Annotated in this window: 13 protein-coding genes; 5 read left to right on the top strand and 8 right to left on the bottom strand. The window is 35.5% G+C overall.

Annotated elements, in window-relative coordinates:
- Positions 1-34: 34 nt before the first annotated feature.
- Positions 35-1,294, bottom strand: coding sequence for an ABC transporter permease (locus ACLU24_RS12185; RefSeq protein ID WP_412612959.1), 1,260 nt, complete (start codon positions 1,292-1,294; stop codon positions 35-37).
- Positions 1,291-2,211: an ABC transporter ATP-binding protein gene (locus tag ACLU24_RS12180; RefSeq protein ID WP_412612958.1), complete on the bottom strand. Its 921-nt coding sequence runs from the start codon at positions 2,209-2,211 to the stop codon at positions 1,291-1,293. Before ACLU24_RS12180 ends, ACLU24_RS12185 begins: the two co-directional genes overlap by 4 nt.
- 216 nt (positions 2,212-2,427) lie before the next feature.
- On the opposite strand from ACLU24_RS12180, the gene ACLU24_RS12175 reads away from it, so the two are divergent.
- Complete coding sequence (locus ACLU24_RS12175; RefSeq protein WP_412612957.1) at positions 2,428-3,336, top strand: hypothetical protein; 909 nt, start codon at positions 2,428-2,430, stop codon at positions 3,334-3,336.
- A 115-nt stretch (positions 3,337-3,451) separates the two neighbouring features.
- On the opposite strand, the gene ACLU24_RS12170 is transcribed toward ACLU24_RS12175, so the two are convergent.
- From ACLU24_RS12170 to ACLU24_RS12145, 6 genes are all read right to left on the bottom strand, one after another.
- Positions 3,452-4,888, bottom strand: a complete 1,437-nt coding sequence (locus ACLU24_RS12170) for a hypothetical protein (RefSeq protein ID WP_412612956.1) — start codon at positions 4,886-4,888, stop codon at positions 3,452-3,454.
- 180 nt (positions 4,889-5,068) lie between these two features.
- Positions 5,069-6,322 carry a serine hydroxymethyltransferase gene (gene glyA / locus ACLU24_RS12165; RefSeq protein WP_412612955.1) on the bottom strand — a complete coding sequence of 418 codons (1,254 nt, stop codon included), beginning with the start codon at positions 6,320-6,322 and terminating at the stop codon, positions 5,069-5,071.
- A 100-nt stretch (positions 6,323-6,422) separates the two neighbouring features.
- Positions 6,423-6,713: an HXXEE domain-containing protein gene (locus ACLU24_RS12160; RefSeq protein WP_412612954.1), complete on the bottom strand. Its 291-nt coding sequence runs from the start codon at positions 6,711-6,713 to the stop codon at positions 6,423-6,425.
- Entirely contained in the window at positions 6,683-6,898 is a 216-nt protein-coding gene (locus ACLU24_RS12155; RefSeq protein ID WP_412612982.1) for a hypothetical protein, read from the bottom strand. Before ACLU24_RS12155 ends, ACLU24_RS12160 begins: the two co-directional genes overlap by 31 nt.
- A 67-nt stretch (positions 6,899-6,965) precedes the next feature.
- Positions 6,966-7,727, bottom strand: coding sequence for a helix-turn-helix domain-containing protein (locus ACLU24_RS12150; RefSeq protein ID WP_412612953.1), 762 nt, complete (start codon positions 7,725-7,727; stop codon positions 6,966-6,968).
- Positions 7,728-7,882: 155 nt separating this feature from the next.
- On the bottom strand, positions 7,883-8,398 hold the full coding sequence (locus ACLU24_RS12145; RefSeq protein WP_412612952.1) for a M48 family metallopeptidase: 516 nt from the start codon (positions 8,396-8,398) through the stop codon (positions 7,883-7,885).
- Between the two features lie 169 nt (positions 8,399-8,567).
- Between ACLU24_RS12145 and ACLU24_RS12140 the strand changes: the two genes are divergently transcribed.
- The 4 genes from ACLU24_RS12140 (at position 8,568) to ACLU24_RS12125 (ending at position 14,463) form a co-directional block, all read left to right on the top strand.
- On the top strand, positions 8,568-9,002 hold the full coding sequence (locus tag ACLU24_RS12140) for a MarR family winged helix-turn-helix transcriptional regulator (protein WP_412612951.1): 435 nt from the start codon (positions 8,568-8,570) through the stop codon (positions 9,000-9,002).
- A gap of 16 nt (positions 9,003-9,018) precedes the next feature.
- Positions 9,019-10,764: an ABC transporter ATP-binding protein gene (locus ACLU24_RS12135; RefSeq protein WP_412612950.1), complete on the top strand. Its 1,746-nt coding sequence runs from the start codon at positions 9,019-9,021 to the stop codon at positions 10,762-10,764.
- A 27-nt stretch (positions 10,765-10,791) separates the two neighbouring features.
- A complete protein-coding gene (locus ACLU24_RS12130; protein WP_412612949.1) occupies positions 10,792-12,684 on the top strand; it encodes an ABC transporter ATP-binding protein in 1,893 nt (630 codons plus the stop codon).
- Between the two features lie 765 nt (positions 12,685-13,449).
- Positions 13,450-14,463, top strand: a complete 1,014-nt coding sequence (locus ACLU24_RS12125) for a deoxyguanosinetriphosphate triphosphohydrolase (protein ID WP_412612948.1) — start codon at positions 13,450-13,452, stop codon at positions 14,461-14,463.
- Positions 14,464-14,497: the final 34 nt, after the last annotated feature.

Here is a 14,497-nt window from a genome sequence, read left to right as displayed (position 1 = left end):
TGCAAGCCTTTTGTAGTTGGCAATAATATATAAGTTAGCTGCGAGCCTTTTTGCTGAATACCATCTTTAATGCTTCACCAAGTTTTGGCGGTTTGCCATAAAGAAGTACACCTACTCTGTAAATAGCAGCTGCAAACTTTCCAAGTATGAATATAGATACAACCTGAATTGCTATCGAGAGAATAATTTCCCAAGCAGCTACATTGCTCATTGCAATTCTTGCAAACATAGAAATTGGTGCTGTAAATGGAATATAAGATGTTGCTATCATAAGAGGACTGCTGAGGTCGCCACTATTCATTCCTATAATAACTACGATAAATGCGAAAATAATTATAAACATAATCGGTGACATAAGATTGCTTAAATCCTCTATTCTTGAAACAAGCGATGCTATTGCAGCAAAAACAAATGCATATATAAAGAAAGCGAGTATGAAGAATAGTATAGCAAAAATTACAGATTCAATAGGGAATGAGAATACAGATTTAAGGTCATTAGGAATTGAATTTAACATAACAGGAAGCGATACTGCTCCTACACCGAAGATTACTGCTATCTGTGTGAAGCCTGCAAGTCCTGCACCGATAACCTTTCCGAACATAAGGTCTGATGGTGATGCACAGGTTATAAGCATTTCCATAGCACGACTGCTTTTTTCTGTAACAACACTATTAGCAACAAGCTGACCATATGCAAGAATAGCCATATATAATGCCATAACAAGAATATAAGTAGAAATATATGCGGCTGTTTGGTCTGTTCCAAGTGTAACGATGCTTTTCTTTGCCGAGGCTGAAAGAATATTTTTAGATTCCTCAGCGGAAATACCCTTTTTCTCAAGTTCTGTTGTACGATATACAGATGTAACAACAGCATCTATAATATCAGTTGTAGTGTCATTAATTGATTGTGTAAGTGTGATATATTTATACTCAAGTGGTTTATTAAAAATTATAGAAAAGCTGTATTTTCCATCTTTAACACCTTTTTGAGCGTCATCTTCGTTTTTAACAGTTTCTATATTATAGTCTTTAAACTCATCTTTCATAGCTTTAACTATTATATCATCTTTTTCATAAGCCTCATTTACGATTGCAATTTTAGGCTTTTCTGTTTCATCTCCGTCACTTGATGATGAAGCTAATCCCATAATGAGCACAGGCAGAAACGAGGCGATAAACAGAACGGCAACTATAAGTATGGTACTTATTATAAAGGCCTTGTTTTTAATTACAGAGGTATATTCAAAGCCGAGAACGGCATTAAAAGCACTCTTTTTCTTTGTTTTCATATTTTGTCCTCCGTATACTCAACAAAAATATCGTTCAAGGTCGGTTGCATAACAGCCATTCCATCAATATCTATTCCGCTTGAAGAAATAAGATTATAAAGTGCCTGTTTTGAGGAAGGTTCTTTCAACTTAACCTTAACTCTGTTATCAACTTCCTTATCAACTTCAGCCGAAACTATCTCATTAGAAAATTTCTCAAAAATAAGCTTGAGAACATTCTTATAATCAAGGGTATCAATAACTATTATATCTCTGCGATAGCTGCGTTTTATATCGTTTATTGTACCACTAAGAACGATTGAACCGCCGTTAAGAATTGCAATGTCCTCGCAAAATTCCTCAATATAGTTCATCTGATGGCTTGATAAAAACACTACCGCACCTTCATCAATAAGTTCATTTATTATATCTTTCAAAAGCATAGCATTAACAGGGTCAAGACCGGAGAAAGGTTCATCAAGAATTACCACTGATGGTTTGCACATAACCGCCGCCGCAAGCTGAATTTTTTGCTGATTACCTTTGGATAATGTTTCAAGTTTTTTATTAGCGTATTCCTCCATAGAAAGGCGTTCAAGCCATTGCTTTGAAGATGAAATAGCGTCATTCTTGCTCAAACCGTGAAGTCTGCCGAAGTAAACAAGCTGGTCTATAATTTTTTTCTTAGGATACATACCTCTTTCTTCTGGCAAGTATCCAATAGTTAGTTCATTTCTGTCTATCGGCTTACCATCTACAAGAATTTCTCCGCTGTCTGCCGGAAAAACTCCCATAATAATTCTTATAGTAGTAGTCTTGCCTGCACCGTTTCTGCCAAGCAAACCTAAAGCCTTTCCACTATAAGCATTAAGGCTTATTCCACGAAGAACTTCTTTTTCGCCGAATGACTTAGTAATATTATTTACAGTAAGTTGCAAAATTTCTCCTTCTTCCTTTTTGTTGTGTTATTTATATAATACAATACACAATGCTTATTGTCAACATTATATATAATTTTTTTACATTTATTTCTAAAAGTTGATATTTAATACTATTTGTGATATATTTAAGCTATATCCATTTCATTTGAAAGATAAAATCCTTTTAGGAGGTGATTTATAATAAAAAATATTCAAGATAACAATGATATATTTTTGGAAACCGAGAAAAGCGACCCGGCCTTAAGAAAATCAATGAACCAATTTCGTAGAACTATATTTATACTTATTGCCATTGTTATTTTATCTGCTATTATAGCGACTTCAATATTATTTCTAAAAATCAATTCATTAAATTCAGAGCCTTTTTTCAAGGTGATTTCTGCCTCCAAGAATACTTTTACTGCCTATAGCGCAAGGATAGACGCTACCTTAGAAAATGCCTTTGAGGATAGATTGAGTACACTTACGGGAAAATATGAAGTTAACCCGGATAAAAAGAAACTTACTGCTGAATTTGATATTATTTCTAAACCAATTAAAAATACTTCTAAAAAAGAAGATAAAATAGATATACAAATAAATTGTACAGATAATGGCGGGAAAATTCTCTATAAGCAAAATAATAAGACGGAAAGTATAGATATAAGTAAAGAAAACGCAGAATATTTTTTCGCTTTGTTTTCAGAGACAAAAGATTTTAGTATAACTAATTTTAATAATGATTGGCAAGGTTTGATAAATAAGATAGGTTGGCAGGATTATGTCAACGCTAATGAAATCGAAAATTCTCTGATTAATATTTATAACATTTTAAGTAGTGATGATGGAAAAGCGAAAATTCTTGGTTTAAGCACAGAAAACACAGAAAATGGCGATATTATAAATTTTGCCATAAATCCATATTTAACGGCTGATTGTATACTTACAAATAGTCGGACAGTTTTTAAGAGAGATGAAGATTACAACTATTATAAAAAGCTGGTTGATGATAACAAATCAACCTTAGATAGCCTTGTAATAAATTTTGATATAACAATATCTAATGAAGGATTTTTAAAAGAAATTTCCGCAGATAATCTCGGCATTAAGCTTAATTTGAAAATAAGCGATATTAAATCATAGCTTTTTATAAAAGTAAAAACTTCGCTCAAGATAGAGCTTTTTAAGAACAGAATAATTACACAAAAATGGCGTTCAGACTTATTAAATCTGAACGCCATTTCTATATTTTTAATGATTAACCTTGTGCAGAACTTTCTGATTTGCTTGCATCGCTTGCAGTTTTGGATTCTGTTGAAGATTCCTTGCTTGTTTCACTTGTAGATTTAGATTCTGTTGAAGATTCTGTGCTTGATTCATTTGATGATTCAGAGCTTGAAGCTTTTGAGGATTCGTCTTTTGAGTTATCGGAATCAGGAATAACCCTTGATGGTGTATACTTGTTGTATGCAGCGTCATTGAATTCATAATCAAGTTTCTTTCCTTCTTCTTCAATATACTTGTCGAATTCATCGTCTTTGATAGAGTGAAGTATTGTAGAACGATAGTTCATTGTATTATTCTTATCAAGTGCGGAACTTACTTCGTCAGCTATAGGTGTTTTATATAAGAAATAGTATGCAGAAGAAGTTGCAACATAAGCAGCCTCGTTGTCTTTCATTTCCTTGAGCTTTTTCTTAACATCATCACCGAACATAAAGTTATCACTGCTTAAATCATCTATTGAAGACTGTACTGAACTTTTCTTTGTAGAAGAATTAGAGTTTTCTGTTGAGCTTTCAGAAGAAGATTCAGAGGAGGTAGTTTCCTTGCTTGATTCATCAGAGGAAGGTTCAGATGAAGTTGTTTCAGGCTTGCTTGATTCCTCATTAGAAGCTGTTGAAGAGGTTGTTTCTTGGCTAGATTCACTCGAACTTTCAGAAGAGGATTCAGAAGGATAGTCCTTGTCATATTGTTCAGCAACATCATCTATTGTTTTGCCTTGTTCATTTATGATTTTTACATATCTTTCGTACTGTTCTTTAACAACTTCTTTTTCCTCATCTGTCATAGTTGTAGAGTTTCCGCTGCTGTCTGTTTTATTAAGAGAAGTTGTGAGATACTTGTAGCTTACATAATTTTCCTTAAAATATTTTTCAAGTTCGCTATCCTTAACTTCCTTGCTGCCGCCCTCACCATAAATCTTGTTGAAAAGCTTGTCTTTTTCGAGAGCAGTCTTGATTATTGCATTCTTATATGAGTTTTCAGAAATACCCATAGTTTCATAGCTTTGCTTAGACATAACCCACATATCAGAATAAGAGTACATACCATAGAAAGTGCTTTTATCGGTATAAGTAGCATCTACATCATCATCTGTTATATCAATTTTATTGTCTTTGCAAAGTTTATCAAGAGTCATTTGTTCTACGCAAAGCTCTTTAGCTCTGTCACGAATCCATTGGTCGCCGGTTTTCTTATCAATAGTTTCACTGAGAACATCGTTACCAGATTTGCCTGTTTTTTCTTTAGCTTCACTGTATGCCTGATTCATATAATAGATATATGTGCCAACAGAAAGCTTTTCATCATCATTTCTCTTAACGCTCCATGAAGTATCTGCACAGCCAGCCATACTCAAAAGCAAAGCACCGCAGATTGTAGAAGCAGCAATCTTTTTTATAGCATTTTTCATTACAAACTTTCCTTCCTTTCGGAATATTATACAAATATAATCTATTATACCTCAAAATTATTCAAATGTCTACTTTAAAATGTCTACTTTTTCAAATTTTAATATTATTGAGTATATACAAAAAGGCATAGCTCATAATTAAGCTATGCCTGTAATAGTCAGATATATCGCTGTTTTAAATTATTCGTAAAGTGGGAATTTAGCACAGATTTCGTTTACACCTGCACGAATATCATCTGCACTACCCTCGAAATCATTTACGCAAAGTGAAATGAATTCAGCAATCTTATCCATTTCCTCAACGCCAAGACCTCTTGTAGTAACCGCAGGAGTACCGATTCTGATACCGCTTGTTACGAATGGACTGCGAGGTTCGTTTGGAACAGTGTTCTTGTTGACAGTGATATAAACCTCGTCGAGTCTATGCTCAAGTTCCTTACCGGTGATTTCTCTGTCGCGGAGGTCAAGGAGCATAACATGGTTGTCTGTACCGCCGGAAACAAGGTTAAGACCTCTTGAAACAAGACCGTTAGCAAGAGTCTTAGCGTTCTTAACGATGTTTTCGCCGTATGTCTTGAATTCAGGCTTGAGAGCCTCACCAAAGCAAACAGCCTTAGCAGCGATTATGTGCATAAGCGGACCACCTTGAGTACCAGGGAAGATAGCTTTGTTAATCTGCTTTGAGTATTCCTCGTTGCAAAGAATAAGACCACCTCTTGGACCTCTGAGGGTTTTGTGAGTAGTAGTTGTTGTGAAGTGTGCGTATGGAACTGGGCTTGGGTGAACGCCTGCTGCAACAAGACCGGCAATATGAGCCATATCTACCATAAGATATGCACCGACCTCGTCAGCAATCTCTCTGAAACGCTTGAAGTCGATAATTCTTGGGTAAGCACTTGCACCGCAGACAATCATCTTTGGCTTAACTTCTTTAGCGATTTCAAGAACCTTGTCGTAGTTGATTCTGTGTGTTTCAGGGTCAACGCCGTAAGGAACGAAGTTGAAGTATTTACCGGAAATATTTACCGGTGAACCGTGAGTAAGATGTCCACCTTCGCTGAGTGACATACCCATAACAGTATCACCTGGCTCGAGCATTGCAAAATAAACTGCTGTATTAGCTTGAGCACCTGAATGTGGCTGAACATTAGCGTATTCTGAACCGAAAAGCTTGCAAGCTCTGTCGATAGCGATTTGCTCTACAACATCAACGCATTGGCAACCGCCGTAATATCTCTTTCCAGGATAGCCCTCAGCATATTTGTTGGTAAGAACTGAACCCATAGCCGCCATAACAGCAGGAGAAACGATATTTTCAGAAGCGATAAGTTCAAGGTTTCTGCGTTGTCTTTTAAGTTCATCGTTCATTGCAGCAGCGACATCTGGGTCGTATTGAGCGACAAGACCGATTGAATCGCACAAATCTTTGTACATTTTAATAACCCCCATTTTTTATTTTTTCTACATTATACCCTATTATAGTTAAATAATCAAGCATAGACGATTTTTCGCAACAAAATCAATATTTATAAAGTCATAACTTCATTTTTCGCGTGAATTTTCCTATTAGTGATTGTGCAAATTTTAGATTCAGTGCTACTATTGCAATTCCCATAATACTAAATACTATAAGCTCTGTTGTTTGTAAGGACAGTTCTGCTATGGATTTAATTATAACCCATATACTGATAGGCAAAAATAAAATGCTTGTAATTGTTGCAGGAATATACTGCCTCATAAATATAGCCTGACCAATATGTATTACTAAATGTAGAGCACAGGCTATGAATTCACCTAATTGCCAGTAAATAATGCCAATAAACAAAAAATAATAAATAAAATCAGTTTTTCAAGTAATACAAGTGAAAAGCCCTCGGTGCTGAAATCTTTATATGTCTTGCTAATGCTTGGATATTTTTCATCGAGCAGTGCTTTATTTTTCTTTAACCATATTCCGAGACCTATAATTCCTCCATATCGTGTACTATAAAGATTATAGGAAATAACCATACATATTTTTCCATATAATATTCTTTTCCGTATTTAATTTCAAATTTATACTATTAGTAATAACATATTATAAGATAGTTTGTATTATCGAGGATATCCATTGATAAATGCTTGGTACTATATCTTGCATAACAGCAACTATTTGTTTTTTATCATCTGATGTTAGCTCTCCTACTTTTTGAAGTATGCTTCCATTGGCGTAGGTTTTTCCGTATGCTATCATTCCGCTTGAGTGATCTCCATACGCAAAATAATGCCCTATTGATAATGCTCCGACAGAAAATTCTCCTATGGCTATTGCACCAAAAGAAATAATACCTATGCTTATTGCACCAATAGCCAAACCGCCTATTGCAAAAGAGCCTGCCGAAATAAGACCTATTGCAAACATACCTAAGGCTAATAAGCCTATTGGTAAGAATCCGAAAGAAATAATACCGATTGAAAGAAATCCTAATGAAATTATACCCTTAGCTTTAAATCCAACTGCAATTATACCTTTTGCATTTTTGCTGATATGCCAAAGTGGTAAGCCACAAACAGTACGCTTACTTTTCTTATCAAAATTCATAAATTTGTCAACTGCTTCCTGCCAAAAATCATTTTCTTGATTTTTTGTTTGTTGTTCAAGACTATCTTCTTTGAGCAAATAATCCAAAGTACAGCCAAAAATCTCGCTAAGCTGTATCAGCTTTTCTGTTTCTGGATATGCTATATTGGATTCCCATTTGCTTACGGATTGTCTTGATACCCCCATACGCTCTGCAAGTTGTTCTTGTGTGTAATTATTTTCTTTTCGCAGTCTTGAAATTTTTTCTCCGGTTGTCATGATACCACTCCTAAATGTTTTGAAGATATGCTAAATTGTATAATATATTTTACAAATCATCAATAGATTTTCGGTTTCTATATGTAAACTTTCGGTTGCGGGGGCGAATAATCAGATTTAAATAATATAATTGCTTTACTTAGAAAACAAAGTGTTTAGTAGAGTAGTTTTTCACGCTCTTTATAATCGGGCAGATATTTTTCTATTAAGGCATAGAAAGCTTTACTATGATTTTTATGTTTGATGTGTGCAAGTTCGTGAACAACAACATAATCAATAGCTTCATCAGGATAACGCATTAGCAAATAAGAAAAACAAATACTATTCTTACCGCTGCAACTCCCGAAACGAGTTTTTGCAGCGGTAATTTTTAATGCCGTTGGATATAATTTCATAAGCTTAGAATAATATGCAACTTTATTAGGCAGAATTTTCTTAGCTTTTTCTATTAAGGATTTAGCCTCATCTTCAGAAATTTGACTTGGATATTTTTCAGTTCTTGTTTTCATCTTTTCAAGATTTTTAGTTATCCAGTCATTTTTTGATGTAACAAAACGGTCTATTTCTGCTTTCGGAAAACCATATGGTGAGCGAACTATTATATCTAAATTCTTGGAAATCTCAAGAGAAATAGATTTACGCTTAGAGCGTATAAGATTATATTCATACATTGAAATCTTCCTTTCGTTATTAAATAATAACATAATTTTCAGAAAAACACATCTCAAGATTTACATAAGACAAGGTTGACAATTAAAAAATATATGAGTATAATGTTAGCTATAGAACAGTTAGTTATAAAACAATTCGTAAACTAACAATTTTAAGGAGGTGATTCTTTTGGCATATAAGCATACAATCGGATTTGAGCTTAGAACTGTAAATAATATGTTACATAGACAGATTATTGCTTCTGAAAACATAAAGCGTGTTGATGAGCTGACAGGTGCTACGGGCTGGCTTATAGGTTATCTTGTACATAACCGTGATAGGGATATTTTTCAAAAGGATATAGAGAAGGAATTTTCTATCCGCCGTTCGACCGCCTCAAAGGCTTTATCTATTATGGAAGAAAAAGGACTTATCAAGCGTGAATCCGTACCATATGATGCAAGACTTAAAAAGCTGGTTTTAACTAATAGGGCGATTGAGCTTAATAAAATTATCGAAATTGATATTATAGAAATCGACAAAAAGATGACAGCAGGTCTTAGCGATGAAGAAATAAGTGCATTTATTGCAACAATTCAAAAAATCAAAAAAAATTTAGAGTAGAGCAGGAGGTAAAAATATGGTTAGAAAGCTCTTAAAAAGTGTAAGGGAGTATAAAAAGCACTCTATACTTGCACCTATCTTTGTTATTTTTGAGGTTATAATGGAGGTTGTAATACCACTTCTTATGGCGAATCTGATAGATTTCGGCATAGATGATGGCAATCTTGAATATATCGTAAAAATGGGCGTTGTGCTTGTAGTATTTGCGGTTATATCTTTGATTTTCGGCATACTTTCGGGACGAAGTGCAGCCATAGCATCAGCCGGTTTTGCGAAAAATCTCCGTAAGGATATGTATTATAAGGTTCAGAATTTCTCTTTTTCGAATATAGATAAATTCTCTACCGCAAGTATCGTAACAAGACTTACAACAGATGTAACTAATGTTCAGAATGCTTATATGATGATTATAAGAGTTGCGGTTCGTGCTCCGATAATGCTCATATGTGCATTAGTTCTTGCTTTTAATGTAAACGCGTCTATGGCACTTATATTCCTATGTATTGTGCCTATTCTTGCAGTAGGCTTGTTTTTTATAATGTCTAAGGCACATCCGATATTTGAGCGTGTTTTTAAGACTTATGATAAATTGAATAATGTTGTACAAGAAAATCTTTATGGCATAAGAGTTGTAAAGTCTTTCGTAAGAGAAGACCACGAGAATGAGAAATTCGGCAAAATCTCGAAATCCATTTTTAAGGATTTCAGTAAGGCAGAAAGACTTCTTGCTTGGAATATGCCACTTATGCAGTTCTGTGTTTATACTTGTATGCTTTTGATTTCTTGGTTCGGAGCAAGACTTATAGTTCTCTCCGGCAATGACCCGGCTGTCGGTATGACAACAGGTCAGCTTATGAGCCTTATAACCTACGCAATGCAGATTCTTATGAGCCTTATGATGCTTTCAATGATTTTCGTTATGATTATTATTTCTCGTGCATCTATGGAGAGAATAACAGAAATTCTCGATGAAGAAAGCGACATCACAAATGGCGAAAATCCGGTAAAGGAAGTCAAAGATGGTTCTATTGTTTTTGATAATGTCAGCTTTGCATATAAAAAAGATGCTGATGAAATGTGCTTGAGTGATATTTCAGTTTCGATTAAATCCGGTGAAACGGTCGGTATAATCGGTGGAACGGGTTCAGGTAAGACAAGCCTTGTAAATCTTATCCCAAGACTTTACGATGTTACAAAGGGTAAGCTTACAGTCGGCGGACTTGATGTCAAGGATTACGATATAGAGGCTTTGCGTGATTCTGTTGCGGTTGTTTTGCAGAAAAATGTTCTTTTCTCAGGAACAATTAAAGAAAATCTTCGCTGGGGTAATGAAAATGCAACAGATGAAGAGATTGTCAATGTATGTAAGCTGGCACAGGCAGATAGCTTTGTTTCCACCTTCCCAAAGGGCTACGATACATATATTGAGCAAGGCGGTACAAATGTTTCAGGCGGTCAGAAGCAAAGACTTTGCATAGCAAGAGCCTTGCTTAAAAAGCCGAAGATTCTTATTCTCGATGATTCTACAAGTGCAGTTGATACCAAGACAGATGCACTTATAAGAAAAGCTTTTGCTGAAGAAATTCCTGATACAACGAAGATTATCATAGCACAGAGAATTTCCTCAATCGAAAATGCTGATAAGATAATCGTTATGGACGATGGCTGTATAAATGCTGTCGGCACACATGAAGAACTTCTCAAGACAAATGAAATTTATCGTGAGGTTTATACTTCACAAACAAAAAACTCACAGCAGTAAAATTCATACAGAAAGGAATGAGATTTAATGAGTAATCAAAAACAAACAAAAAAGCCTGTAAGAAGTAAAAACACAGGCAAAACCGCAAAAAGACTTCTTTCGTATGTTTTTAAATATAAAGGCAGATTGGTTGTAGTTCTTATATCAATCCTTGCAAGTGCATTAACGGGTGTTGCGTCATCGCTTTTCTTGCAAACACTTATAGATGATTATATAGAGCCTCTTTTGATTGAGGCTGTTCCAAATTTCGCAGGACTTTTCAAAGCAATAATCTTTATGGCTGGAATATATATTATAGGCGTTGTAGCTACACTTCTGTATAATCGCCTTATGGTTACAGTTGCACAGGGAGTTCTTAAAGATATTCGTGATGAAATGTTTGAGCATATGCAAAGCTTACCGATAAAATATTTTGATACACATTCACACGGCGATATTATGAGCCGTTATACAAACGATACCGATACGCTCAGACAGATGATTTCCCAGAGCTTGCCACAGATGTTCTCATCACTTATTACAATAGTTTCCGTATTCTTTGCAATGCTTGCAACAAATATATGGCTTACACTCCTTGTAGTAGTTTTTGTATCATTTATGCTTTTTGTTACAAGTAAAATTGCCGGCAAGAGTGCAAAATACTTTGTTAAGCAACAGCAGTCAATAGGTGATGTCAACGGCTATATCGAGGAAATGATTAACGGTCAAAAGGTTGTTAAGGTTTTCTGCCACGAAGAAAAGGCAAAAGAGGGCTTTGATGAGAAAAACGAGGAACTTTGTAAAAATTCCGCAGCAGCAAATATGTTTGCGAATGTTCTTATGCCGGTTATGAATAACCTTGGCAATGTTCAGTATATTCTTATTGCTATAATTGGCGGTGTTTTCGCCGTCAATGGAATTGGTGGAATTACCCTTGGTGTTATTGCATCATTCTTACAGCTTTCTAAGTCATTTACACAGCCTATGGGACAGATTTCCCAACAGATTAATGCAGTAATTATGGCACTTGCAGGTGCAGAGAGAATTTTCGAGCTTATGGACGAAGAATCGGAAGTTGACGATGGCTATGTAACACTTGTCAATGTGAAGTACGGCAAAAATGATGAACTCGTTGAGGTGGAGGAGCGTACGGGAATATGGGCTTGGAAACACCCACATTCAGACGGAACAGTATCCTATACAAAGCTTGAGGGAAAAGTAGAACTTCACAATGTAGATTTCGGCTATGTTGAAGATAAGATAGTTTTGCACGATATAACACTTTATGCCGAACCTGGACAAAAGGTTGCTTTTGTTGGTGCAACAGGCGCAGGCAAAACAACTATAACAAATCTTATCAACAGATTTTATGACATTGCAGATGGTAAAGTTCGCTATGATGGCATTAACATAAATAAAATCAAGAAAAGCGATCTCCGCCGTTCTATTGGTATAGTTTTGCAAGATGTTAATTTGTTTACAGGCACAGTTATGGATAATATCCGCTATGGCAACCTTAATGCAAGTGATGAGGAATGTATAGCCGCCGCAAAGCTTGCTAATGCAGACGGTTTTATCAGACATTTGCCAGACGGATATAATACAGTTATTTCGGGTAGTGGCTCAGACCTTTCACAAGGACAGCGACAACTTTTGTCGATTGCGAGAGCGGCAGTTGCAGACCCACCTGTTATGATTCTTGACGAGGCTACAAGCTCGATTGATACAAGAACAGAAGAAATCGTCCAGCGAGGAATGGACGGACTTATGTATGGCAGAACAGTATTTGTCATAGCACATAGACTTTCAACTGTAAGAAATTCCGATGTAATAATGGTTCTTGAATTAGGAAGAATTATTGAGCGAGGAAGCCATGAAGACCTGATAAAACAGCATGGACAGTATTATAGATTGTATACAGGTGCGTTTGAACTGGAATAATGCTAACAAATTTCCCTACGACAATTAAAAGTTTTGCTCAAGGCGGAGTGCCTCCGCAATCAAGACGCGAAATCGCTCAACAAGTTTCGCTCGTAGTGGATTAGGGAAGATAGTTGACGCGGTCGGGGGAACTACCGATTAACTAATGCACTTTTCTAAGACAATTAAAAGTTTCGGTCGAGCCTTTTCAAAGGCTCGCAGGGTTGAGGGACGGAGTCCCTCATGGGTTTTAAGGGCAACGCCCTTAACATTCTTTGCTCCTAAGGGCGGACTTTGTCCGCCCTTTTTTGCTAATGTTGTTGACAAAAGAAATTATGTAGGTGAACACAGTTCGCCCACTTAGAAAGTAAGAGATTTTAAGAATCTTAATTTAAGATTCTTAATTTTGATAATTCATAAATTGTTAACCATAACTTTAAGTAAATTTAAGGTAGTGGGAATAATATTTATATCAGCAAGAGGAAAACAACTTGCTAAGATTTTTTCTTTCCTTTCTAATTTTTTGTTTTGATAACAAACCTTTTTTCAAACCTCGCTTTTAGTAGAAAAACCTGCGGACAGCACACCGCAGGTTTTTTGTTTTGTTGAAAACCTTCTGTTTTTTAAATTTTATTAAGTTTTTTAAAAAAGCGTGTAGGGATTTTAAACTTTATTGCGTATTATATTATACAAGGGTGTGTTCTTGAACTTTTATAGTAAAGAATGGAATAAAAAGAATTTAAAGCAATAATTTATAGTATATGCTGTTTTAGGAGGTGTTTTTGCTTGAATATACGAGAACAAACCGAGAATATCGAAAAAACAATATTGTCGCCGTTTGCTAAACTTGCATCAGAGAGTGAAGGCAGATTAAAGCTTGAACAACCATGTTTGGTGAGAACTTGTTTTCAGCGTGATAGAGACAGGATTATTCATTGTAAATCATTTCGTCGATTAAAGCATAAAACACAGGTATTTCTCTCTCCGGAGGGTGACCATTATAGGACACGCCTTACTCATACACTTGAGGTTTCTCAAATAGCAAGAACAATAGCAAAAGCACTGAGACTTAATGAGGATTTAACCGAAGCTATTTCACTTGGACACGACTTGGGTCATACGCCTTTTGGACACGCAGGAGAAAAAGCTTTAGATGGGATTTCACCGAGTGGCTTCAGACATTACGAGCAAAGTCTTAGAGTAGTTGATTTTCTTGAAAAGGATGGTAAAGGTCTTAATCTTACCTACGAAACGAGAGATGGCATTTTAAACCATACTAAAGGTAAAGAAGCGACAACTCTCGAGGGCAGAATTGTCCGACTTGCGGATAGAATAGCCTATATCAACCACGATATAGATGATGCAATTCGAGCAGATATAATTTCTGAAAATGATATACCAAAGAAAATTTCCAAAGTTCTTGGCGATAATACAAGCGAAAGAATAGATAGACTTGTAATATCAGTAATCGCAAATTCGCAGAACGGAATATTATCAATGGATTCGGAAATGCAAAGTTGTTTTGATGAACTTCATTCGTTTATGTTCGATAGAGTATACTTAAATAATACCGCTAAAAAAGAAGAAAAGAAAATACCCAAGCTTATAGAGGCTCTTTATGAATATTTTTATAAACATATAGACGAGATACCATCTCATATACTTATACATTCCAATGGTGATACCGATAGGGCGGTTTGCGACTATATCGCCGGAATGACCGATAAATACGCAGTAGAACTTTTCAAAGAAATTTTCATTCCAAAGTCGTGGAGTAAAACAGGAAAAAACCTTGCGTGAGAATTTTTGTTATATTTTTTAAGGGGGTGATTAT

The organism is Pseudoruminococcus sp. (assembly GCF_047012705.1).
In the GTDB taxonomy this organism is placed as follows: domain Bacteria; phylum Bacillota; class Clostridia; order Oscillospirales; family Acutalibacteraceae; genus Pseudoruminococcus.
The sequence above is the reverse complement of the archived record's forward strand: the minus strand, read 5'-3'. Positions and strand labels throughout refer to the sequence as shown.